Raw genomic sequence first — 23,927 nt, 5'->3', positions numbered from 1 at the left:
CCGTGTCCATGATCAAACAAGGCCTGAGCCTGAGCGTTCTAGCGCTGAGCGTTGCCCAGGCAAGTGCGCTGTTTGCCGCCACCCCCATGACCGGCAACGAAGTAGAAGCGCGCGTCGGCGCAATGCTGGACAATATGACGCAATCGGAGAAGATCAATTTCTCTCGCGTCGACGACGGACGAATGATCCCCAAGCTGGACAAGTTCGGCCTGCAAGGCACTGTGGCCTATGACTCGTCGATGGGCGTTCTGGTCGGCGGCAAGACGTTCGGCGCGCAGTACCCGTCGCCGTCGGCTCTGGCTGCGACCTGGAGCATCAACCGGGCCAAGGAATTCGGTCTGGCGATCGGCTACGAAACCCGTATCGCAGGCGGCCAGCAGATGCTGTCTCCGGCCATCAACCTGTATCGCACGCCGTTCAACGGACGCTCCGCCGAGTACATGAGTGGCGAGGATCCCTTCCTTGGCGCGGTGCTGGCACCTGCGGTCACCAATGGTATTCAGGTGCAGGGCGTGCAGGCCGCCGCCAAGCATTACCTGATGAACGAACAGGAAGCCAACCGGCATTATCTGGACGTGAAGATCGACGAGCGCGCCATGCAGGAGCTGTATCTGCCGGGCTTCGAGTCGCTGGTAAAGAACGCCAACATCGCCTCGGTCATGTGCGGCTACAACAAGATCAACGGCGAGTATGCCTGCGAGAATCACCACCTGATCACCGACATTCTGAAAGGCCAGTGGGGCTTTCAGGGCAATGTCATGAGCGACTTCAACTCGGTTCAGGACGCGTTCAAAGGCGCTTGGGCAGGCACTGACATCGACATGCCGAGCGGCCTGCAGTTTACCGAAGCCAAACTGCTGCCTTACGTCTGGAATGGCCAGTTGCACCAGAACGTGATCGACGACAAGGTCCGCCGCAACCTCAGGGCGCTGGTGAGCTACGGCTTCGACAAGGGCATCAACAAGGCGCAGCCATTGGTGCATCGCGAATACGGTCAGGTCGCTGCGCTGAACGTGGCCCGGGAATCCATCGTGCTGCTGCGCAACGAACCGGTGGATGGACAGAAGCCGCTGCTGCCGCTAGCGAAAAATGCGAAAATTGCCGTCATCGGCGATCTGGCCGTTCAGCCACCGACGTCGCCGTTCGGGACCGCCTACTCCGTTCCGAGCAGCTACGTCACCGAGCTCAGTGGCCTGAAGCAACTGGCGTCGAACACGACCAATGTCGACTACATCAGCCAGATGAGCCTGAACCCGAAGTCCTCGGTCTGGTATCAGCCGGGCAGTGACAAACAGGCCATCAGCAACACAGGCGTCAAGGCCGAGTACTACGGCAACACGAACCTGTCCGGCGATCCGGTCGCCACGCGCATCGAGCCGGGCGTCAATCTGGACTGGATCACCAGCAGCAACGCGACCGATAACGGCACCAGCACCGTCAGCGGTTTCAACCCGGCAGCAGGCGCGTTCTCCGCCCGTTTCACCGGCAAGATCAAACCAACGATCACCGGCCCGCATGTGTTCAAGGTCCGGGCCGACGGCGCATACAAGCTGTGGATCAACGATGAGTTGGTGGCCGAAGACGAAGGCGGTCAGGTCTCGTTCGACCTGATTCCGGTCGTGCCTCGCACCGTCAAGACCGCCAGCCTGAAAGCCGGTAGCGAGTACAACGTGCGCCTGGAATATCGCCGACTCAAAGGCAACTTCACACCGGTGCTGGGCGGCATGAATGGCGTTCAGATGAGCTGGGCGTCGCTGCGTCCGCCGAAAAACCTGGCCGACTACGATGCCGTGGTCGTCGCCGCAGGCAGCAACTTCGAATACGAAGGCGAATCCCTCGACCATCCGTTCGAACTGCCACAGTTCCAGTCGGAACTGATCAGCTTCGTGCAGAAGGCCAATCCGAAAACCATCGTGGTGATGCACGGCGGTGGCGGCATGGACATGCAGCCGTGGGCCAACAAGGTTGCAGCGTCGTTGCACGCCTGGTTCCCCGGCCAGCAAGGCGGTCAGGCACTGGCTGAAATCCTGTTCGGCAAGGTCAACCCGTCCGGCAAGCTGCCGATCACCCTGGACAAGAAGGCCGAGGACAACCCGAGCTACGCCTCGTACAAGGATCCTGTGCCGTACTATTTCAGCAGTGCCAACCCGCCCACTGAAATGACCTACAGCGAGGGCTTGTATCTGGGCTATCGCGGTTACGACAAGAAGCACACCAAACCGCTGTATCCGTTTGGTTTCGGTCTGTCTTACACGACGTATGAGTACAGCGACCTGAAACTGTCGAGCAACGTGCTGGCGCCCGGTTCGACCATCAACGCGACGTTCACGATCACCAACACCGGTGACAAGGCCGGGTTCGAAGTCGCTCAGTTGTACGTGCAACCATCGAAGCCACAGGTTGATCGTCCGGAGAAGGAACTCAAAGGTTTCTCCAAGGTTTACCTGAAGCCGGGCGAAAGCAAGACCGTCACCATTGCGCTGGACTCGCGTTCGTTCGCTTACTACTCGCCGGATTCGGTGAGCTGGAATGTGGACCCTGGCAAGTTCAAGGTGCTGGTCGGCAAGGACTCGGAAAACCTGGCTCTGAATCGCACCGTCGTCGCGCTCTACCCGGAGCAACTGACCACGCGTGATTCCAACCCTCTCCCCGTTCCGCTGCGCAAGGCCGTACAGGTCAAGCCGGAACAGGCTTACTGACAGGCAGCAATCGGTGGTCTTCGCGACCACCGATTGCCAACCTGCTGCACAGCATCTTCTCTACTGGCGTACCCGCAGGTCCGACACCATTCGGTCGAGGAACCGGTTGAATGCGCCTTCGATGTCCACGTCGGCACGTGAACGAAGCCATTGGATCTGCATCCCGTCCATCATCGACGCCAGCTCGATGCTGACCTGTTTCACGTCGATGTCCTCACGCACTTCGCCCGCCTGCAACAGCAGCTTCAACTGCGCCTGCAGATGGCTGTGGACGATATGAAAACGCTCGCAGAACCATCGATGCGCCGGATGAGTAACTGACAGGCTTTCGGTGTTGATGATCATCAGCGCCTGACTGACAGACGCATCTTCAATGCTGAATCGCATGATGAACCGCAGAAACGCGACAAAGCCTTCCAGCGTTGCCACCTGTTCGGCGTCCTGCAACCGTGTCGAGATGTACTGATCCCGATGGTCGAGCACCGCTTGCAGCAACGCCAGTTTGTTGGGGAAATGGTGAAGCAATCCGACCTGGGAAATACCCGCCACCTTGGCGATGTTCGACAGCGACGCACCGGCAAAGCCATCGCGGGCAAAGATCACCAGCGCTGCCTTGATGATATCGACCTTACGCAAATCCCCTTTCGGGATGCGACGACGTTTGGCGGCTGGCGCTGCGGCGGTATCGGGCACGTTTTCGGACATGATGAATTCGTTTACTTCACGTTTGAGTCGGCAGAAGCATACAGGCACAGCAACCCGTGCGCATGTGCACGAGAGTGTGCGGCTTAAGGCTCGCCATCCCAATAGTCCACATTCAGATCGACCCGCTGTCTGGCCACGAAAGCAGCGCCTTCACCGGACGCCATGGCCTGGTACTTGCCGGAGTCGGGGTACTCGCAGATCTCGGGTTTTTCACGGGTGCTGATCGACAGGTATTTCAGAGGTGCTGACGAGGTATTGATGATCTGGTGAGGGTACTGCGGCCCTGGCGGGATGAAGATCACATCGCCAGTCCTGATGGGCAGCATCTGGTCTGCAACCCGCAGGCTGCCTTCACCTTCAATGACGATGAACATTTCCTCCTGCGCATGATGAAAATGATAAGGGCAGGAGCGCTTGCCCGGCGCAACGATATCGATGGAGGCGCCCAACTTGCTGGCGGCCGTTCCCGTTGCCAACTGCCCTGCCAGACTTTCATACAACGGGTCGCGAACCTGCTTTTCAAGCGAGACCTCATTGATGTTGCGGATCAGGCGGGAAGCCAGTTCAAGCGAGGTGTCATGTGTCATTGCTGCACAGCCCGAGACAGTCGAGAAGTAGTCATCTTAGACCATCAAGTTACCGAGCATCTGTCAACTTTATGCCGTCAAAATATCAACTTTCGTCTTTTAAAGCGTTATAAATTACGACCAAAATCCAAATAAAAAATATTTAAAAACAGAGAGTTAATAAAATTATTTCACAATATTTCGAATAGTTAACGCTCGCCCCTCAAGTTCACCAAGGCACAGTCGAAACCATGATATCTAAATGGCATCACTTAAAAATTTTGAACACTGCCGCTCTTCTCACAAAAAAATCATCGGACTGCCAGGGAGGCAAGTTTCAGGACTGACACCATGCTCAACAAGCTCAGCATTTCGCAGAAGCTTTACTTCAGCTTTATCGCTATCGTCGTGCTTATCGCCGTTCTGGTGGCCAGTGCCTACAGGGGATTCGAGGAGGTTGAGGACGCTACCAACAGTAACGTGCACACCTACAAAGTCCTCAGCGAAGCGCAACTGGCTCTGGAACAACTGATCAATATCGAGACCGGCATGCGCGGCTTTGTCATTGCCTCGAAAGATGCGTTTCTCGAGCCGCTTGTCATGGGTGAAAAACGCTTCACCGAAGAGCTGGATATGCTCAAACAGCTGACGGCCGATAATCCTGAACAACAGCGACGCCTCGCTTCTCTGGGAGACACCTACAAGCGCTGGCTTGAAGATGACGTCAACGCCATCGTTGCCATGCGCAGGGATCTGACCGCGCGCAATCTGCCTGATGATGAACTGGATAAGCGCATCACCTCCGGTGCCGACAAAGCCAAGATGGACAGCATGCGTGCAACCCTGGCCGAAATCAGCGCCGCGGAAAACGTGCTGCTGGTCGTCAGAACCCAGAACATGGTCGACGCCAAGCACTTCGCACTGCTGATTCTGATATGCGGCGGCATTGCGGCCGCGCTCCTTTCCGCGATTTTGGCAACGGTACTGGGCCGCAGCACCACAGCACGCCTGCAATTGGCCATCGACGCCGCCACAGCGATTGCCGATGGCAGGCTGGACACGGTCATCGACACCAGCAGCCATGACGAATTGCCCAAAGCCTTCGACCGGATGCAGAAGCGCCTGCGCGAGATGATTCAACAGATCAGTCAGGCCTCGAACCAACTGGTGGTGTCTGTGCAGCAGATTTCCGGTGCTTCCGAACAACTGTCCGGCGCCATCCAGGAGCAGTCCACCTCGGCTTCGATGATGGCCGCCACCATCGAAGAGCTGACCGTCAGCATTCACCATGTTTCCGAAAACGCCGACGAAGCCCATCAGATCGCCAGCCGTTCGGGTGAGCAATCCAAAGAGGGTGCGCAGGTCATCGAAAATACGCTGTCGAGCATGAACGGCATTGCCAGGACCGTGCAGCATTCATCGACGCAGGTTTCAGGCCTGGGCCAGCACTCCGAGCATATTTCATCGATCATCAGCGTGATTCAGGGCATCGCCGATCAGACCAACCTGCTGGCGCTCAATGCCGCCATCGAAGCTGCACGGGCTGGCGAACAGGGACGCGGGTTTGCCGTCGTGGCCGACGAGGTGCGCCTGCTGGCACAGAACACAGGCAAATCGACCAAAGAGATTGCCGGCATGATCGAGAAAATCCAGGCCGGCGTCAGAGAGACCGTCGAGAGCATGCGCAGCGGCGTGCTGGAAGTGAACAACGGCGTGGAAATGGCAGGCAATGCAGGTCAGGCGATCATCGAAATCCGCGACAGCTCCAGCAAGGTTTTGCATGTGGTGGACCAGATATCCTTTGCCTTGCGCGAGCAAACCGTCGCCAGCCAGGATGTCGCTCGCAGCGTGGAGCGTTCCGCACAAATGGCAGAACAGAACAACATGTCCGTTCAGGAATTGCTCAAGACCAGCGGTGGATTGAAAAATCTCGCGACCAGTCTGCAGCAGGAAGTGGGCAGGTTCAGGCTGTAAGACTGATTGCCGAAAAAGTGCTGAACTCTGCTTCTGCCCGGAGGGGGTAGGAGCTCTCGCAGGTTACGACGACAGCGATGGGCTGCGCAGCGGGCCCAGGTTACATCTGACATACCGTGTGTGCAGGTCTTGCTGCCGGTTCCCGGCAGATCGCCGGCAAGCCGCCTCCCATAGTCCGGGGTTTGCTGCGCGACAGCGCTGAGTCGGAAATGGGCGAGGTCTCTTCCCAAAACTTCGCCGAGCCAGTCAGCGGTTTTTGCCCGATCAGGACATCCCGTGTCTTCAGCTGGATTTCGTGCCTGACTCCCGCGCAACACGACCACGCCCAGCGGACCTGACCGGCACGCTGGCACCATGTTCCTGCCACCAGATCGTCAGCGCTTCCATGGTCGGTCCCAGCCCGCGGGCCTTTTCGGTGATTTCATATTCCACGCGCGGCGGCACTTCGGCGAACACGGTGCGCGTCAACAGCCCGTCTGCCTCAAGCTCGCGCAGTTGCGCGGTCAGCATGTGTTGGGTGATGCCGGGAATGGCCTTGCGCAGTTCGCCAAAACGATAGACGCGCTGATTGATCAGCCACATGATTTCCAGCTTCCATTTGCCTGACAGCAATGAGAATGCGCGGCGCATTTCTTCATGCATGTTCAAATGGGCGCTGGTATTAGTCAGGTTTTCCATACTAATCCACCTTATTTCATCCTACTTGTCAGTTTTCATACGAGTCTACATTCTCGCCGTCTGTCGAATACAAACAATAGCGAGAACCTTATGACTCTCTACGTTTACTGGACCAGCACCGCCCTGCTGTCGCTGCTGTATTTCGCGTCGGCGCTCATGTACGTCACAAAACAAACCTATGTACGTGAAGCCCAGGCTGAACTGGGCTATTCAGCCACGGGACTTATCCCCTTCATGATCGCGGTAAAAGTGCTCGGCCCTGCGGTAATTCTGTCGCGCTTCAACGTGGCACTCAGTGACCTTGCCTACGCAGGCATCCTTTATCACTTGATCCTGTCCGCCATGGCTCACTTGAACGTGCGCAAACCCAAGGGCGCCATTCCGGCGGCGATGGGCCTGGTGTTTCTGGCGATATCGTTCATGACACAAAATGACGCTCGCCAACTTGCATCGCCTTACGCATCCGCTTCAACCTTCTTTCAAACAACATTCAGCCATTGAGCTGAACACTCGGCAAGGCCCACAACTGCGACGATTCGCCACACGCGACCGATGCTTGCAAAGCAGCGGCGGTGATAGAGTTGCGCCCCATGAAAATAACCCGTGATGAAAGGTCGCTTATTGCATGGACGCTCTACGCCAGCGTCCTGCTGAGCCTTTTCTTCTGCGGTTTGCATCACGGACAAATGAGCGGTCTGGCACTCAGCGGCCTGAACGGGGGTTACTGTTCGCTGGATGGCTCAGACAGCGCGGGCCTGGACGCCAGCGAGTCTGATCAGAAGCAGCACGCACTCCCCCAACTGTCCTGCCCGGTGTGTTCCTCCTTCACTGTGCTGACGGCCAGCCACGCCTGCGACTGGATGCTGAATCTGGCTCCGGCAAAAAGCATTTCACCGATCACCGTCCGCTCCTGGGCGCAGCCGCCTCCGCGCTACCTGTGGCCCGCCGTCAGCCCCCGCTCGCCTCCTCTTCCGTTCCTCGCTGTGTGACTTGACCCAACCTGAACCCTCGGGCGCGCTTATGCGTGCACGTCGGGACAGCGTCACTTTTTTGCGTGGAATACGCCGCTCATGAAAACACCCCGTGCCTCATACCCTGCATCGCCCGTCATGCTGTCCTGCCTTTTTGCCTTCACGCCACTCAGCGAGGCGATCGCCGAAACCCGTGGCAGCGCAGATTCGGTCGTTACGCTCGGTGCCGTAGACGTTTCAGCAGGCCAGAACGGCCCGCTGGCCAGCCGCAATATCCTCAGCTCAGTCGATGTACTGGGTGCCGACATCCTGGAAAAACAGCCCGTGCATTACAGCTGGGAACTGTTCGGTCGCGTTCCGGGGGTGATGCTGACGCAGTTCAACCAGGGCACCACCTCGGGCAAGCTTTCGTTTCGCGGCTTCAATGGCGAAGGCGAAGTCAACGCGGTCAAGTTGTTGATCGATGGCATTCCGAGTAACACCAATGACGGCAACATGCCGTTCATTGACATGATCTTTCCGCTGGAAATCGACAGCATCGAAGTGGTGCGCGGCACCAATGACCCGCGATACGGCCTGCACAACATCGCCGGTAACGCGAGCATCAACACCCGCCAGGGCGGTAACGACGGCAAACTTCGATTGCGCTACGGCAGTTTCGATACCCGCGAACTGCAACTGGTCAAAGGCGTCGAGCAAGGCAACTGGAGCCAGAACTATTCGTTCAGCTATCAGGGCAGCGAGGGTTATCGCAATCACGCCGAAGCCGAACGCATGAGCTTTTCCGGTAAGTGGTTCTACACCGCCGACGATGAAAGCTGGCGCGCGGGCCTCACTGCCCGTCACTACACGGTGGATGCCGACGAGGCCGGTTACCTGAGCCGGCGCGACGCACGCGACCATGCCCGCCAGTCCTACGCCAACAACGCCACTGACACCGGCGAGCGTGAAATGAACCAGCTCGGCCTGCATCTGGACGCGACGCTGTCAGAGACGTTGAGCTGGGCCAGCAAAGCCTATGTGAACACCTTCGAAGACCGACGCTGGACGCAATACTGGCGCACCTCGTCGCAACAGGAACGCTACAGCGACGAGACGCAATATGGCGCGCTGAGCAGCCTGACCTGGCGTCCCGAGGTCGAGCATCTGTACGCCTTCGCGCTGGAAGGTGGCGCAGAGGTGCAGCGTCAGCAAAACCAGAGCCTCAGGTATCGAACCCAGCAACGTTCGCGGGTGGCGCAGACGCGCGACCAGCAATTCGACCTGGACGTTTACGGCGCATACGTACAGGCGGTGATCGAGCCGTTCAAATCGCTGAAGATCATTCCGGCTTACCGCGTCGACAAAGTCTATGGCGACTACACCAACGAGCTGACCGGCGAGCGAGCCGACGTCAACGACTACGGCCAGATTCGGCAGCCCAAACTCAGCGTGGTCTATTCACCGTGGGAACAGGCGAGCGTGTACGCCAACTGGGGCCGCAGTTATCAGATCGGCGTCGGCTCGGCGGCGTATCGCCTGGCGACGCAGGCTGATGACTTGAAGCCCTCGATCAACGACGGCTGGGAAACCGGGATCAAATTCCAGCCTGTCGATTGGGTCAACGGACGCATCGCGTACTGGGAGCAGAAAGCTTCGGATGAAGTACAGCGCAAGCTCAACGACGCCGTGGGTGATGCCGAAAACGTCGGGCAAACCCTGCGCAAGGGTTGGGATGTGCAACTCAATGTCTACCCCACCGACGCCAGCAGCCTGTGGCTGTCCTATTCCAGGCAGTTCTCCGAAATCCTCAAACCCAACCCCAATCTTCCGGCCAGTAAAGGCAAGGAGATGGATCACGTCCCTCACCACCTCTACAGCGCAGGCTCGGCGTATAGGCTGACGCCCAAACTCGAAGTCTCGACCTGGATCAACGGACAGAGCGACTACTATCTGGAACGAACCAACAGCACCGGCAAATACGGCAGTTACGTACTGCTCAATCTTGGGGCAACGTACCAGCTGTCACCTGAGCTGAGCCTGGATGTACAGGCGAAGAACATCACGAACAAATACTACGAATACGTGTGGTACGACTCGAGCAGCGGCGTGGAGCAGTCGCTGCATGCGCCAGGCGATGGTCGCGCGATCTACGCGGGTTTGACGCTGGACTTCTAAAGGACCTGTCAGACGTTCAATAAAAAGCGCTCGTTGCAGCCGTGTGCAACGAGCGCTTCAAGAAACTGCTGCTCTGTCTGGAGACCCGACAGTGATTGACGCTTCGCAATCTGTTCAGCAAGGGATATCGAATACGATCCTGCTCGACCGGGACACCAACAGCTGGATCAGCGCCTGCAATTGCGGCGATGAAAAATGGTCGTGCATGGAGCCTGAATCACGCCAGACACATTCGACGATCCATCCGTGCGGCCCTCGGGTTTTTCTCAGTTCACAACCTGCGCACTGTTCCGACTGTTGCGCGATAGCCGACAACATGGCCGATATCTCGTGGTTGAGATCAGCGTCCATTCTTGCGTCGAATTCCATGATGCTACTGACCAGACGTGACATGGCGTCAGTTCTCCGAACCTTCCAAAAAGATCAACGTGTACAGGGCAGTGCCCGAAGCTGCCGAAGAAAGCAGAATCAGGATAAATCGGCCCTTGATTCAATAAATGACAAAGCGTTGATCATTCCCGCCAAACTGATGAAGCCCCCGCCGCCGCTGGCACTGGAGCACGTATAAATGCCTGCCAAGTCGATACAGTTCGTTGCCTACCCTCACGTCAGTCTTCTGGATCTCGCCGGGCCACTGGATGTGTTCGTCGCTGCAAACCATCTCGCCAAAAGTGCCGACCTGCCTTACGCGCTCTCTGTTCTCGTCCTCGACTCCCCGACCGACATCTTCTGCAACTTCTCGTTAAGCGCCGAACACCTGTGCGCCGACACCACACCTGCGCACACGCTGATCGTTCCCGGCGGGCCAGGCATCCATGACTTCTGCAAGGACGCCAGATTCTTCAGCCACTTCGTCACGCATGCCGATAAGGCCCAGCGTCTGGTGTCGGTCTGTACGGGTGTGTTTGCTCTGGCGACTGCGGGCAAACTGGACGCACGGGAAGCCACTACTCACTGGTCCGCGTACGACGAACTGGAACAGCGTTTTCCCGCCATCAAGGTCAGGCGCGGGCCGATCTTCATCAACGACCGGGCTATCTGGACCTCTGCCGGGGTGACGTCAGGCATCGACCTGGCACTGGCCATCGTCGAGCAGGACCTCGGGCACTCCGCAGCCCTTGAAGTGGCCCGGCATCTGATCATGTTTCTCAAGCGTCCCGGCGATCAGGACCAGTTCAGTTCCTCGCTGGCCCTGCAATCGAAGAGCAGCCAGTTTTCCGACCTTCATGCCTGGATGAATGTGCATCTGTGTGATGATTTATCCGTCACCGCGCTCGCCGATTTCATGAACATGAGCGAGCGGACCTTCATCCGCAAGTACCGTGAAAGCACCGGCCGCACACCGAGCAGAATGGTCGAGTCGATCCGCCTGGAAGCGGCGCGTCATCTGCTGGATACGTCGAGCAAACCCCTCAAGGAAATCGCACAACGCTGCGGCATGGGCAGCGAGGCAACGCTGATCCGCCGGTTCATCAAAGCCTTCGGCATCACGCCCAGAGAACACCGTGCGCGCTTCAAGGCGCAACTGTAATCAAGCTGAATCATACGTTTACCCTCGGGCTGTCATGAGTACAATGCGCGCCCCTGAACCTGAAATATGCTGACTCATGAAATTTCTGTTTTACGTATTGACGCTGTCGTTCCTCGCTATCAACCCCGCTTTCGCAGAGCCGCCTTCGACCTTCTCCGAGGCCAAGGTGGTTGCCAAACAAAAGATCTATCTCGATCAGGCCAGCAGTGCTCAGGGCGATCTTTATTGCGGCTGCAAATGGACCTGGGTCGGAAAATCAGGTGGCCGCATCGATGCTGGCTCCTGTGGCCTGCAGGCCCGCAAACAGGAGAACCGTGCAGAGCGTACCGAGTGGGAGCACATCGTACCGGCCTGGACCTTCGGCCATCAGCGTCAGTGCTGGCAGAAAGGCGGACGCGAATTTTGCGAAAACGATGACCCGGTGTTCAAGGCCATGGAAGCCGATCTGTTCAACCTTTACCCGGCAGTGGGCGAAGTGAACGGCGACCGCAACAATTACAACTACGGCATGGCCTCAGGCGTGGCGCCGCAGTATGGCCAGTGCAAGACCAAGGTCGATTTCCAGCAGAACGTTGCCGAACCGCGTGACGAAGTGAAAGGCATGGTTGCCCGCACCACTTTTTACATGTTCGATCGGTACAACCTGAACATGTCGCGTCAGCAGCAACAGTTGTTGATGGCCTGGGACAAGCAATACCCGGTGACGGCGTGGGAAAAGGAACGTGATCGTCGCATCGCAACGGTCATGGGCCATGCCAATCCGTTCGTCAGCCGTGCCCGTACCTGGACGCAAGGCTACAAGCCGGTCGGCGACGGCGTAGTCAGCGCCATCCCGCAGAAAACCGCCCAGGCCACAACGCAGCCTGACGCGAAGAAACCTGCACCTCGCGCATCCTCGGCAGGCGTGATTATCGGCAACCTCAACAGCCACATCTATCACCTGCCGCAGGGCTGCCCGAGCTACGATAAAGTCTCGTCGAAAAATCGGATATCCTTCGACTCTGAATCCAAAGCCAGGGCGGCGGGCTATCGCAAAGCAGGCAACTGCACCTGAGTGCACACAACGCGAGCGCCTGTGCCGTTCCCTATCAGCCGTCGGTGAGAATCCCATGATCGAAGTCACAGAAGTCTCCATTGCCGAGCTGCGCGCGGCGCTTGAATCCGGCAAGACCACTGCCGTCGAGCTGGTTAAGGCGTACCTTGCACGCATCGAAGCCTATGACGGACCAAACACTGCCACGGCACTGAACGCTTTGGTGGTGCCTAACCCTGAGGCGCTTGCCGAGGCGCAAGCGTCTGACGCGCGTCGTGCGAAAGGCGAAACGCTGAGCCCCCTCGACGGTATCCCCTACACCGCCAAGGACAGTTATCTGGTCAAGGGCCTGACGGCCGCGTCGGGCAGCCCGGCGTTTGTCGATCTGGTCGCCCAGAAAGACGCCTTCACCATCGGCCGTCTGCGTGCTGCCGGCGCCATCTGTCTGGGCAAAACCAACATGCCGCCGATGGCCAATGGCGGCATGCAGCGTGGCGTGTACGGACGCGCCGAAAGCCCCTACAACGCGAAGTACCTGACCGCGCCCTTCGCTTCCGGCTCGTCCAACGGCGCAGGCACGGCCACCGCCGCCAGCTTCGCGGCGTTCGGCATGGCCGAGGAAACCTGGTCGAGCGGACGCGGCCCGGCCTCCAACAACGGCCTGTGCGCCTACACCCCTTCACGCGGGGTGATATCGGTGCGCGGCAACTGGCCGCTGACGCCGACCATGGACGTGGTCGTGCCCTACGCCCGAACCATGGCCGACCTGCTGGAAGTGCTGGACGTCATCGTCGCCGAAGACCCGGAAACACGCGGCGATCTGTGGCGCCTGCAGCCTTGGGTGCCGATTCCGTCCGTCGCCTCGGTACGCCCTGCCGCCTACACGGAGTTGAGTGCTGGCGCAGAAAGCCTGGCTGGCAAGCGCTTCGGTGTGCCGCGCATGTACATCAATGCCGACCCTGATGCAGGCACCGCTGAAAAACCCGGTATCGGTGGTCCGACCGGCCAGCGCATCATCACCCGGCCTTCTGTGATCGACCTCTGGGAAGACGCACGCCAGGCCTTGGTTGCAGCAGGCGCCGAAGTGATCGACGTCGACTTCCCGCTGGTTTCCAACTGCGAAGGTGATCGTCCCGGCGCGCCAACGGTGTTCACCCGCGGGCTGGTCTCGAAAGAGTTTCTGCACCACGAGTTGTGGGATCTTTCCGGCTGGGCATTCGATGACTTCCTGCGCGCCAACGGTGACCCGGCGTTGAATCGCCTCGTCGATGTCGACGGGCCGAAAATCTTCCCGCACGACCCTGGCACCCTGCCCAATCGTGAGGACGATCTGGCGGCTGGCATGGATGAATACGTGCGCATGGCCGAGCGCGGCATCACGCCCTGGAACGAAATCCCGACGCTGCCGGACGGCCTGCGCGGACTGGAACAGACGCGCCGCATAGACCTTGAAGACTGGATGGAAAAACTCGGGCTCGATGCCGTGTTGTTCCCCACCGTGGCCGACGTTGGACCTGCCGATGCGGACATCAATATCGAGTCCGCCGACATCGCCTGGAGCAACGGCGTCTGGGTCGCCAACGGCAACCTCGCCATCCGTCATCTGGGCGTACCGACCGTTACCGTGCCGATGGGTCTGATGGCCGATATCGGCATGCCTGTCGGGCTGACCTTCGCCGGTCGTGCGTATGACGACTCCAACCTGCTGCGTTTTGCCTCGGCCTTTGAATCGATGGGCAGCAAACGCGTGATCCCGCCCCGCACGCCACCGCTGGGTAACTGACGCAGTTGCAAGGGAGTGTTCGCCCGCCGCAGATGCGGGCGAGCAAAAGTGTCTGACTGAACACTGTCGCGCAGTAAACACCGAACTGTGGGAGGCGGCTTGCCGGCGATCTACCGGAAACCGGCAGCAATACCTGCCTACGCGGTGTGTCAGATGCAACCTGGGGCCGCTGCGCAGCCCATCGCTGCCGTCGTAGCCTCCGAGAGCTCCCACGCCCTTCGGGCAGAAGCAGGCGTGCGTGCATTTCAGTAAATTACAGAGTTTTGAGAAGAGGCAGCTTGCCCTCCTCCACAATCCGGTGCTTGCAAGTGCAACCCCTGCTCCTGCAGCAGGTCTGCTACTGACTGACTTTACACAGCTTCACTTTTACTCTTGAGCGCGGCACCTTGTCCCGGAAGCTCAACGTACAGCGCAACGACAGGATCGCTTTAACTGATTCCCATGGAGACTGCTGATGCTTCAGGCATTTGAAAAACGGCTTGACCCTTTCCCGCCCGACGAAACACCACCACCGCCTGAAGGCTTGGTGAAATTTCTATGGGCCTGCACACGGGGTGCCCGCGGTTACATCCTCGCGCTGGCATTACTGGGCGCCAGTGTGTCGATTTACGAAGCCTGGCTGTTTTCCTTCCTGGGGCAGGTCGTGGATCTGCTCTCGACGTGGAAGGCGGGCGGTGAGGTCAGCGGGCAGGAAAGCCAAGTGCTGTGGGGCATCGGTATCATTCTGGTAGTCAGCATCGGGCTGGTGGCGTTGAGAACCATGGTCCAGCATCAGGTATTGGCGATCAACCTGCCGCTGCGGCTGCGCTGGGATTTCCACCGGCTGATGCTGCGGCAAAGCCTTTCGTTCTTTTCCGACGAGTTCTCCGGCCGTGTCACGACCAAGGTGATGCAGACAGCGCTCTCCGTTCGCGAAGTGCTGTTCACCCTTATCGAGATCGCGCCCGGCATCGGCGTGTATTTCATTGCGATCATCGCGCTGGCGGGCGGCTTCGACCTGAAACTGATGCTGCCTTTCCTCGCGTGGATTGCGCTGTTCGGGCTGGCTATGATGTATTTCGTGCCCCGCCTGGGAAAGGTCGGCCAGGAACAGGCCAATGCACGTTCATCGATGACCGGACGTGTCTCGGACGCCTACACCAACATTACGACGGTCAAGCTGTTCTCCCACTCCAAACGTGAAGCGCACTTCGCACGCGCCGCGATGGAAGACTTCAAGCAGACCGGTTTTCGCCAGATGCGCCTGGTCAGCCAGTTCGAGATTGTCAATCAGGCCCTGGTCGTCGCATTGATCATGGCCGCTGGCGGCTACGCCCTGTATCTGTGGCACCAAGGTGAAGTCGGCACAGGCGCAGTGGCGGCCATTACCGCCATGGCGTTACGCGTCAACGGCATGTCGCACTGGATCATGTGGCAAATGACCTCGCTGTTCGAAAACATCGGCACAGTACAGGACGGCATGGAAACCCTGACCCGCGGTCCCAAGGTTCAGGATGCGCCAGATGCAGGCGTGCTGGTCACCTCTGGCGGCGCGGTGACGTTCGACAACGTGAGCTTCAACTACAACGGCGAGCGTCAGGTGCTCGATGGCCTGAATCTGAGCATCCGTCCGGGCGAGAAAATCGGTCTGGTGGGCCGCTCCGGTGCGGGCAAATCCACCCTCATCAACCTGCTGCTGCGCTTCTACGACGTGGACAGCGGCGAGATTCGCATCGACGGGCAGAACATCGCGCACGTCACCCAGGACAGCCTGCGCAGCACCATCGGTATGGTCACGCAGGACACGTCGCTGCTGCACCGCTCGATTCGCGACAACATCGCTTATGGCCGACCGGATGCGACCGACGAGGATATCCGCAGGGCGGCGATCAACGCTCAGGCTGACGGTTTCATCAATCAGTTGACCGACAAGCAAGGCCACAGCGGCTATGACACGCTGGTGGGTGAGCGCGGCATCAAGCTGTCGGGCGGCCAGCGCCAGCGCATCGCGATTGCCCGGGTGATGCTCAAGAATGCTCCGATTCTGCTGCTTGACGAAGCGACCAGCGCACTGGATTCGGAAGTCGAAGTGGCGATTCAGGAAAGCCTTGATGAGATGATGCAAGGCAAGACCGTCATCGCCATCGCCCATCGGCTGTCCACCATTGCAGCCATGGACCGACTCATCGTGATGGACAACGGACGCATCATCGAGCAGGGCACCCACAGCGAACTGCTCGAAAGGAATGGCACCTACGCGCGGTTGTGGCAGCACCAGAGCGGTGGTTTTCTGGGAGAAGATCAGGGTGTGGCAGAGGTGATGGACTAGGTTGAAAGCCAATCGCCCGCCGCAACGGCGGGCGAATGCTGTCCGATGGGCCTCAGCCCAGTTTCACGTTCATCGTGATGCGTGCGGTAAACACCTTCACGCCGCCCTCGTCGAATATATCGACCGGCACCACCTTGTCACCCGACGACGTCCAGTCGATCTCGCTGCCATCTGCAACCGCATGAATCGACGTCTTGGCCTTGGCCAGATACTCGACGGTCATGCCTTTCGGAATCCAGCGAGCGCCTGCCGGTATCGAGACCTCGGTCATCATTCCACCCGCCAACTCGGCCGCGTTGCACAGCGCAATGGCATGAACCGATGCCAGATGGTTGGTGATCTCCTTGCGAAACGGCACATTGACCTCTGCACGGCCCGGCGCCAGAACCGAGATTTCAGGCGTGATGGTGCTGAAATACGGGGCCATCTGACAGGCCATATTGCTGAACGCTGACGCGCCAACGCTTTGGTACATGCTGAGAGTCTGACTCATGGGATGCCTCTGGTTTTTATCGTAATGGGGCTTACAGAATATTATTCTGTTACGGAACACTATTCTGTATTCTGACTTCCTGTCAATCGCTCGTGTCAGACCGCCACATCCATTACCATCCCCTCTTTTGCCTGGACCGAAGAATGGAACCTGCCGACCTCCTTGATCGCTGCTACCCCGGCCGTCGCTCCGAGTCCAAGAAACACATCCTTCGCTGCGCCCTCGCCCTGTTCAACGAGCACGGCGTGGAAGCCACCACCATCGACACCATTCGCGCCGAAAGCGAAATGAGCGTCGGCGCCATTTATCACCATTTCGAAAACAAGGAAGGCCTCGTCGCCGCCCTTTACATGGCCGCCCTCGAAGACCAGGCCAGACTTCGCGACCACTACCTGAGCGACATCAGCACCACCAGGGAATGGGTTTACGCCATGGTCAACAGCTACGTGGACTGGGTCGTCAGCCAACCGGACTGGGCGCGCTTTCAGTACCAGGCACGCTTTGCCGTGGCCAAAAGCGGGTTCAGTGAGCAGCTTGAAGAAGCCAACCGCGCGAGGAATGCGAAGTTGAGAGAGTGGTTTGCCGAACCGGGGCGTCGGGAGGCATTGCTGGATTTGCCGTTTGAACTGATGCCGTCACTGGTGATTGGTGCGGCGGAGAGTTACTGCAGGGCCTGGCTTTCCGGGCGGGTGAAGCGCGGGCCAGAGGTTTACAAGGGGGGGCTGGCGGAGGCGGCCTGGCGGGGGGTTGGGCGGAAAGGTTGCGATTAACTTTAGGACTCGCTTTGATATTAGAAACACTATATCCGCAACAGCTTGAGTACCTCAATAACATCATCCGCTGTTAACAGGGGTACATGTATCCGACTCACCATCACCAATGAAAGAGACGACGTCATGAAAAACATCGCGAATATTTTTCGATCACGGGTTGAGTTTTTTCTATTCCGTCATTAGGCTTGATCTGTAAAGAATGAAAGCTGTCACTCTCAACAAAAAAATGGGTAACGCAACCACACTGCAGCCTCCCACTCACATTATTCAAGACTCTGACATGACAGAAAAACCCAAAAGATTGAATCCTCTTCCGGAAACACTAAGAGCCTTGCAGCTCCGATCAGGTAATCAGTGCGCATTTCCGGACTGCGAAGAGTCCATGCTTTCCGCCGAGGGCGTTTACATAGGGCAACTCTGTCATATTGAAGCAGCAGAGCCTGGAGGAGAAAGATTCAACATAGATCAGAACAATGAAGACCGTAGGGCATACGACAATCTTTTATATATGTGCTATCCACACCACATGCTCACCAACGACACAGCAACGTATAAAGTCAGTGACCTACGGAACATCAAGGAAAACCACGAGAAGAAATTTTCCGGCAGACCTCTTGTGATGTCGGCCGAGCCTCAGCAGGGCTTCAAACCGGGCACACCTATACTCTCGTTGAAAAACCTTGATGCCGGGACGCAAAAATGGACGAGAGACTATAGCATTGAGATAAGGCAAGCCCATCCAGCTTTAGCCACCTTTACATTCGAATGCACATACGGCGGCAGTGTCCGCTCACGCCTGCTCAACTATCAGGACATCTTCACATCCCTAAAGCCAAGCCATTTCCAAACAGGCGACACCGTCATAATAACTGCAGAGCTGTCTCCATACGACAGAACGTTTCTCAATGACAACATCAATGAACCGCTGTCAATTGAATGCATCACTCAAGACGGAGCAAAAGTAATCATTGAGCTACTTTTCAAGCACTACACGTGCGAGCAAACAATACAGTAGGGGCCAGACTCATTTAAAACTGACCACCTCGTTTTCAGCGCAGCATAACATTGAAAGGTAGCGTACTGCTTTGAGCGAGAGCGCTTTAATTCCAGTAACATTAGCGGGTGGCCGCGCTACATTTGCATGGACGCTACCGCGCATCGAACTTCTAATCAGGTAAACCCACTGTATCAATCCCGACCCTCTTCCCACGGAGCACACGGCGACCACGCCTCAACCAGCCGGTCGATAAACAACCGTATCTTGGGCGAAAGGTGCCGCTTGCTGGGGTAAATGATCCGGATAGGCTCTGCGGCCTCAGCGTAATCTGCGAGCACTCGAACCAGCTTGCCGCTGCGCAGGTCATGACTCACGACATAAGACGGAAGCGTCGTGATGCCCAAACCAGCCAACGCAGACTGATGCAGCGCTTCAGCGCTGTCCATCTGTAGCCGTCCGCCTTGCGTGAAACCGACCGTCTGGCCGTTCACCCGGAAATGCCACGGCAGCAATCTTCCCCCGCTGACGAAATGCAGGCATTCGTGCGCAGACAGCTCCTCGGGCGTCTGGGGTTGTGGATGGTCGGCGAGGTAGTGCGGTGAAACGCAGGTGATCATCTGCTGGTACGCAACGGTGCGCGTCAGCAGCCGGGAATCCTCTTTGGGCGGGCCGATCCGCATCGCCAGATCAAACCCCTCGTCAATCAGATCTACCAATCGATCAGAAAACGTCGCGTCCACGCTTAGCGAAGGCCAGTCCTTCAGACAGCGTTCAATGTGAGGGAGAACGTGGAGCCTGCCCAAGGCGACCGGCAGACTCATGCGCAATCGGCCGCTGGGTGTCGAACGACGAAATGCCAGTGCGTCCTCGACATCGTCCAGATCCTGAAGGATGCCAACACAGCGTTCGTAGAGGACCTGACCGTCGTCCGTCAGGCTCAGGCTGCGGGTTGTCCGGTTGAGCAGACGCACCTGCAATCGAGCTTCCAGCCTCACAATCGATTTGCCGACTGCCGAACGCGTGAGCCCCAGTTGCCTGGCCGCAGCGGTGAAGCTACCCGCGTTCACCGAACTCACAAAAGCGGCGATGTCGTTCAGGTTGTGAATTTCCATACGTGTCCAATGCTCCAAGCTCGGGCTCTGCTGCACCCTTTATGGGGAACCCTATTCCCGAATCATAAGAATAATATCTCAATTAGCTAATTCACTACCCATTGAGATCGTTATGAACACGAAAGTCGAATCCGCCGTACACACTTGGGCCAACAGCCTGAGCGATCTGGTCCCCGTCCTGAAGGGACTGGATACCACCACGAAAATGAGCGACATCCGCGACGCCTACGCAAAAATGCTCGCGCAGAATCCAGCGCCTGCCGGCGTCAGGTTCGAGGCGGTCGACATGGGCGGCGTGCCAGGCACACTGGTCACCCCGGACGAGATCAAAACCGACGCAGTCGTGATGTACATCCACGGCGGCGCTTATATTGTGGGGCGTCCGGACGGCTACCACGGCATCGGCGGCAACTACGCGAAAATGCTCGGCGCCCGCGTGTACATGCCGGACTACCGTCTTGCACCGGAACACAAATTCCCGGCATCCATCGACGACACACTGCGCGCCTACGAGTGGCTGCTTGAACAGAACATCCCGGCGAACCGAATCGCCTTTTCAGGCGAGTCGGCAGGCGGAGCCATGGTGGTCAGCGTGATGGTGGCGGCCAAATCCAAAGGGCTGCCGTTACCGGCGGTGGGTTCTTCCATCTCGCCTTGGGCAAACCTCGAACACACAGGCGCTTCCATGAGCAATCGGGAAGGTCTGGACCCGCTGAACTCCAAGTCGGTGCTGGACATACTGGCCAGAACGTTTTTAGGCGACACGCTCGCCAATCACCCTCTGGCCTCGCCGGTTTTCGCCGACGTCACCGGACTTCCACCCATCCTGGTGCAGATCGGCGAGAACGAGCTGATGCTGAGCGACGCAATACGCCTTGCCACTCACCTGGCGGACAACCGCGTTCGTGTGAACCTGGAAGTGTGGCCTGCGATGTTCCACGCCTGGCATTTCTACGCGGCCATGCTGCCGGAAGGTCAGCAGGCGATGGAAAGTTCTGTGCGCTTTATCGAGACAGGTTTGGCTGACGCCATTCGCTGAGTCGTTTCAACCTGCGGCGGCTTATTGGTTACCGCAGCGCTGACACTGTCCGCTCGGCTATTCACTCAACCCGGCCTTAGATGATTTTTCCGGCTTGATGAAGTTCATCACCTCATTGATAACGGAAGGATGGTCGAGCAAGCGATTGTGCCCCAGCCCTTCAGTCGAAAAGAGACGCGCGCCCGGCCATAGCTTTGCAAACCGGGCGCCCTTCTCCCATGGCGTCTCGCGATCCTGCCGGTCGTGAATGATCAGCGCAGGGCCTTTCATCAAGGGCAAACGCAATGCGCCTTCATATTCAGCGAACCGGCGGCCTGTCACCGAGTACAGGTACGCTTCAAATGAAGGGAACGCTTTGGGCGAGATCCCCGCGGTCTCAAACTGCCGACTGGCGTTCTCTGAAATCGCCACGAACGGCGCGATGAGCACGAAGCGCTCTGGAGACCACTCCTCATCCTGAGCAAAAATCACCGAAGAGGCGCCCATGGAATGTCCGATAAAGACTGCCGGTTTTCCGAAGTGGCGTCCCACCTGCCGAATCATCTCGACGAACAGCGGCAAATGGTTGATCTTCCCGCTGCTTGCTCCATGAGCAGGTTGATCGAAGCTGACCACGGCATAGCCCATCGAACGCAGCATCGGAATCCATTCGACGAAACGCAACGCGTAACTTGACCAGCCGTGCGCGAGCAGCACATAAGGCTCACGCAAAGGATCACCCCATTGGTAGGTCGTTATATCGGTGCCGCCCAACGTCAGAGTCTCGGTATGTACGCCTGATGATGCACTTACCGCTGATGCGGCCTTCGAGCGCTCACCAGGCTGCGGCGTAATGAATCGCCGGGCGAGGTATCTTCCAGTAGGGCCTGGCAAAACCCGACTGGCTATCCTCAGGAGAAACAGCTGGGTCAACATACGGATTTTTCTGTTGAGCTTTTTCACGGCAACTCCTCGTGCAGATCGGGTGATCTGACGGCATTAAAACAGCGCATCTTGTCAGTGACAAGATAGGTGGAGGAGAATGCCGGGTAACTTTTATTTTAATAATTGGCGGAAATGCCCTATGCCGAAATCAGAAACCACCCGCTCCTACCATCACGGAAACCTGGCTGCCGTCATACGTCAGGCGGCGTGGGACATCGTCGGCGAATCCGGAGTACGGGGGCTTTCGCTGCGTGAGTGCGCACGACGAGCCAATGTTTCCCACTCGGCACCCGCCCACCATTTTGGCTCGATGGATAACCTGCTTTCCGAAGTGGCGGCCGACGGCTATGAACGCCTGATAGACATCATCAGCGCCGTTCAGACCGAAATAAAAGACCCCATGATGGGCGCCGGACTCGGGTACGTGAAGTTTGCGACCACCTATCCGCACCACTTCCGGCTGATGTTGGGCGGAGACCGCGCCACCCGCTCATTGCCCCGACTTCTGAAATCCGGCGAAGCCGCTCTTCATCAGCTTCGACAGTCGATTCGTACGGCATGGATTGCGCAAAATGGTGCGGAGCCTGACCCGGCGCTGCTTGAACAACGCACCCTGCTCGCCTGGAGCACGGCTCATGGCTACGCCTCGTTGGCGATAGACAGAAAGCCGGACGAGATGTCCAACATCCCGCCTGAAGTCGTATTCAAACCGATGACCTCGATTTTGCTTGCACCGTAATTCATGGATGCCTAAAAACGAACAGCTATGGATTGCAACACAGCGCCAGCCCGCGACCTGACGCGTGCGGGTCCTGACGGAACCGAGTTGCCTGAATCTGTTCTGAAGCTGAGAACGCCACTTAAGCCGCTATGGGACACTCATCGATGCACGAGAACACAAAGTGGCCTCTGACCCTGTACTTTGACGGTGAATGCCCGCTCTGCGCGCGAGAAATCAAACTCTTGCGTGCGCATACTGCACCCGATCGCCTCCACTTCGTCGATATCAGTGATGAAGCCTTTGATCCCCAAGCCATGGGATACACACTCGAACAAATGGAATCAGCCCTGCACGCCAGGTTTGACGATGGAACGTGGGTCACAGGTCTGGACGCAACACTCTGGAGCTGGCGAGCAGCGGGCCTCGGTGCCTGGGCTGCACCGTTGTCATGGCCAGCATTCAGACCGCTGCTTAATGTCGCCTATCGCCTCTTCTGCCGCTGGCGTCCGCAGTTGGCATGGCTGCCTCATCCTGATGGCAGCGCTCGATGCCGGACCAACAACTGTGCCCTTCCCGAAACAGACAGTGTTTCGCACGATCAGCGACCGCCTGATAAAAAGTAGTGTCTCGCTAACTGTCATCGGTCAAGTTCAGGACTAACTCTTCACGCTTTTTAATTGTCTCTTGCAGGTTGACAGACAAACCTTTTTCAAGTGCTTTTTCAACTTTCAGATGGACATTAATCTAGCCACACGTTGAAACGACAGCCACTCACCACTTCGAAAAAGGATTCCGCCATGACCAACGCCACTTACAACCGCCTGAACAAAGACGACGCCGTAGTTCTGCTGGTCGATCACCAGACAGGTTTGATTTCGCTGGTACAGGACTTCACGCCGAACGAGTTCAAGAACAACGTCTTGGCGTTGGCCGACGTGGCGAAGTTTTTCGAACTGCCGACCATCCTGACCACCAGCTTCGAACAAGGCCCGAATGGCCCGCTGGTACCGGAACTCAAGGAGATGTTCCCGGATGCGCCCTACATCGCCCGCCCCGGCCAGATCAACGCGTGGGACAACGAAGACTTCGTCAAAGCGATCAAGGCCACCGGTCGTAAGCAATTGATCATTGCCGGTGTGGTGACAGATGTCTGCGTAGCGTTCCCGACCTTGTCGGCGCTGGCTGAAGGGTTTGACGTGTTCGTGGTGACTGACTCTTCCGGCACCTTCAATACAGCTGTGCAGCAGGCCGCCTGGAACCGCATGACTCAGGCTGGTGCCCAGATGATGAACTGGTTCTCGGTGGCGTGTGAGCTGCAGCGCGACTGGCGCAACGATATCGAAGGTTTGGGCAATCTGCTGTCGCAGCGGATTCCGAACTATCGGAATTTGATGAACAGTTACTCGGCGTTGACTGCTCGCTGAGCGGTCAGAAAATGATGTTCAAAGGCCCGTTTTGCGGGC

At 57.8% G+C, this 23,927-nt stretch carries 22 protein-coding genes; 15 read left to right on the top strand and 7 right to left on the bottom strand.

The window, feature by feature from the left end; translation table 11 throughout:
• Positions 1-8: 8 nt before the first annotated feature.
• Positions 9-2,699 carry a beta-glucosidase gene (locus QRN20_RS24175; RefSeq protein WP_058430957.1) on the top strand — a complete coding sequence of 897 codons (2,691 nt, stop codon included), beginning with the start codon at positions 9-11 and terminating at the stop codon, positions 2,697-2,699.
• Between the two features lie 60 nt (positions 2,700-2,759).
• Here QRN20_RS24175 and QRN20_RS24170 read toward each other — a convergent pair whose 3' ends face one another.
• Together QRN20_RS24170 and QRN20_RS24165 are read right to left on the bottom strand one after the other, a co-directional pair.
• Positions 2,760-3,404: a TetR/AcrR family transcriptional regulator gene (locus tag QRN20_RS24170; RefSeq protein ID WP_285361406.1), complete on the bottom strand. Its 645-nt coding sequence runs from the start codon at positions 3,402-3,404 to the stop codon at positions 2,760-2,762.
• Positions 3,405-3,487: 83 nt separating this feature from the next.
• Positions 3,488-3,991 (bottom strand): cupin domain-containing protein, encoded by a 504-nt coding sequence (locus QRN20_RS24165; RefSeq protein ID WP_096766684.1) that lies wholly within the window; start codon positions 3,989-3,991, stop codon positions 3,488-3,490.
• Positions 3,992-4,321: 330 nt separating this feature from the next.
• Here QRN20_RS24165 and QRN20_RS24160 point away from each other — a divergent pair, with 330 nt between their 5' ends.
• A complete protein-coding gene (locus QRN20_RS24160) occupies positions 4,322-5,944 on the top strand; it encodes a methyl-accepting chemotaxis protein (RefSeq protein WP_122435442.1) in 1,623 nt (540 codons plus the stop codon).
• A gap of 282 nt (positions 5,945-6,226) precedes the next feature.
• On the opposite strand, the gene QRN20_RS24155 is transcribed toward QRN20_RS24160, so the two are convergent.
• Positions 6,227-6,622 (bottom strand): winged helix-turn-helix transcriptional regulator, encoded by a 396-nt coding sequence (locus QRN20_RS24155; protein WP_058430953.1) that lies wholly within the window; start codon positions 6,620-6,622, stop codon positions 6,227-6,229.
• Between the two features lie 90 nt (positions 6,623-6,712).
• Here QRN20_RS24155 and QRN20_RS24150 point away from each other — a divergent pair, with 90 nt between their 5' ends.
• The 3 genes from QRN20_RS24150 to QRN20_RS24140 all read left to right on the top strand — a co-directional run bounded on the left by QRN20_RS24150 (position 6,713) and on the right by QRN20_RS24140 (position 9,750).
• Positions 6,713-7,123 (top strand): DoxX family protein, encoded by a 411-nt coding sequence (locus QRN20_RS24150; RefSeq protein ID WP_058430952.1) that lies wholly within the window; start codon positions 6,713-6,715, stop codon positions 7,121-7,123.
• A gap of 89 nt (positions 7,124-7,212) precedes the next feature.
• Complete coding sequence (locus tag QRN20_RS24145; protein ID WP_058430951.1) at positions 7,213-7,611, top strand: DUF2946 family protein; 399 nt, start codon at positions 7,213-7,215, stop codon at positions 7,609-7,611.
• Positions 7,612-7,692: 81 nt separating this feature from the next.
• On the top strand, positions 7,693-9,750 hold the full coding sequence (locus tag QRN20_RS24140; protein ID WP_423251676.1) for a TonB-dependent receptor: 2,058 nt from the start codon (positions 7,693-7,695) through the stop codon (positions 9,748-9,750).
• A 114-nt stretch (positions 9,751-9,864) separates the two neighbouring features.
• Here QRN20_RS24140 and QRN20_RS24135 read toward each other — a convergent pair whose 3' ends face one another.
• Positions 9,865-10,143 (bottom strand): antibiotic biosynthesis monooxygenase family protein, encoded by a 279-nt coding sequence (locus tag QRN20_RS24135; protein WP_122421278.1) that lies wholly within the window; start codon positions 10,141-10,143, stop codon positions 9,865-9,867.
• A 175-nt stretch (positions 10,144-10,318) separates the two neighbouring features.
• On the opposite strand from QRN20_RS24135, the gene QRN20_RS24130 reads away from it, so the two are divergent.
• From QRN20_RS24130 to QRN20_RS24115, 4 genes are all read left to right on the top strand, one after another.
• Entirely contained in the window at positions 10,319-11,281 is a 963-nt protein-coding gene (locus QRN20_RS24130; protein WP_122588051.1) for a GlxA family transcriptional regulator, read from the top strand.
• Positions 11,282-11,357: 76 nt separating this feature from the next.
• Entirely contained in the window at positions 11,358-12,335 is a 978-nt protein-coding gene (locus QRN20_RS24125) for an endonuclease (RefSeq protein ID WP_058430948.1), read from the top strand.
• A gap of 55 nt (positions 12,336-12,390) precedes the next feature.
• A complete protein-coding gene (locus tag QRN20_RS24120) occupies positions 12,391-14,097 on the top strand; it encodes an amidase (protein WP_285361401.1) in 1,707 nt (568 codons plus the stop codon).
• 454 nt (positions 14,098-14,551) lie between these two features.
• Complete coding sequence (locus QRN20_RS24115; RefSeq protein ID WP_285361400.1) at positions 14,552-16,405, top strand: ABC transporter ATP-binding protein; 1,854 nt, start codon at positions 14,552-14,554, stop codon at positions 16,403-16,405.
• A gap of 52 nt (positions 16,406-16,457) precedes the next feature.
• Here the strand turns inward: QRN20_RS24115 and QRN20_RS24110 are convergent, their stop codons facing one another.
• Positions 16,458-16,898, bottom strand: coding sequence for a hotdog fold domain-containing protein (locus tag QRN20_RS24110; protein ID WP_025993313.1), 441 nt, complete (start codon positions 16,896-16,898; stop codon positions 16,458-16,460).
• A gap of 143 nt (positions 16,899-17,041) precedes the next feature.
• Between QRN20_RS24110 and QRN20_RS24105 the strand changes: the two genes are divergently transcribed.
• The gene (locus QRN20_RS24105; protein ID WP_122575767.1) at positions 17,042-17,668 is read left to right on the top strand and encodes a TetR/AcrR family transcriptional regulator; all 627 of its coding nucleotides are present in this window, start codon (positions 17,042-17,044) and stop codon (positions 17,666-17,668) included.
• Between the two features lie 202 nt (positions 17,669-17,870).
• Positions 17,871-18,686 (top strand): hypothetical protein, encoded by an 816-nt coding sequence (locus QRN20_RS24100; protein WP_122517239.1) that lies wholly within the window; start codon positions 17,871-17,873, stop codon positions 18,684-18,686.
• Positions 18,687-18,859: 173 nt separating this feature from the next.
• Here the strand turns inward: QRN20_RS24100 and QRN20_RS24095 are convergent, their stop codons facing one another.
• Entirely contained in the window at positions 18,860-19,780 is a 921-nt protein-coding gene (locus QRN20_RS24095) for a LysR family transcriptional regulator (RefSeq protein ID WP_122501023.1), read from the bottom strand.
• Positions 19,781-19,892: 112 nt separating this feature from the next.
• On the opposite strand from QRN20_RS24095, the gene QRN20_RS24090 reads away from it, so the two are divergent.
• On the top strand, positions 19,893-20,819 hold the full coding sequence (locus tag QRN20_RS24090; RefSeq protein ID WP_285361398.1) for an alpha/beta hydrolase: 927 nt from the start codon (positions 19,893-19,895) through the stop codon (positions 20,817-20,819).
• 57 nt (positions 20,820-20,876) lie between these two features.
• On the opposite strand, the gene QRN20_RS24085 is transcribed toward QRN20_RS24090, so the two are convergent.
• On the bottom strand, positions 20,877-21,761 hold the full coding sequence (locus tag QRN20_RS24085) for an alpha/beta hydrolase (RefSeq protein WP_029244250.1): 885 nt from the start codon (positions 21,759-21,761) through the stop codon (positions 20,877-20,879).
• A 121-nt stretch (positions 21,762-21,882) separates the two neighbouring features.
• On the opposite strand from QRN20_RS24085, the gene QRN20_RS24080 reads away from it, so the two are divergent.
• The 3 genes from QRN20_RS24080 (at position 21,883) to ycaC (ending at position 23,888) form a co-directional block, all read left to right on the top strand.
• On the top strand, positions 21,883-22,482 hold the full coding sequence (locus tag QRN20_RS24080; RefSeq protein ID WP_096766675.1) for a TetR/AcrR family transcriptional regulator: 600 nt from the start codon (positions 21,883-21,885) through the stop codon (positions 22,480-22,482).
• A 146-nt stretch (positions 22,483-22,628) separates the two neighbouring features.
• The gene (locus tag QRN20_RS24075) at positions 22,629-23,087 is read left to right on the top strand and encodes a thiol-disulfide oxidoreductase DCC family protein (protein ID WP_122501024.1); all 459 of its coding nucleotides are present in this window, start codon (positions 22,629-22,631) and stop codon (positions 23,085-23,087) included.
• A 174-nt stretch (positions 23,088-23,261) separates the two neighbouring features.
• A complete protein-coding gene (gene ycaC, locus QRN20_RS24070) occupies positions 23,262-23,888 on the top strand; it encodes an isochorismate family cysteine hydrolase YcaC (protein ID WP_043304203.1) in 627 nt (208 codons plus the stop codon).
• Positions 23,889-23,927 lie beyond the last annotated feature (39 nt).

This window comes from Pseudomonas sp. fls2-241-TYG-175, from assembly GCF_030209155.1.
Taxonomy (GTDB): Bacteria; Pseudomonadota; Gammaproteobacteria; order Pseudomonadales; family Pseudomonadaceae; genus Aquipseudomonas; species Aquipseudomonas viridiflava.
Note: the sequence above shows the minus strand (reverse complement) of the source record. Positions and strands in the feature narration are given on the sequence as shown.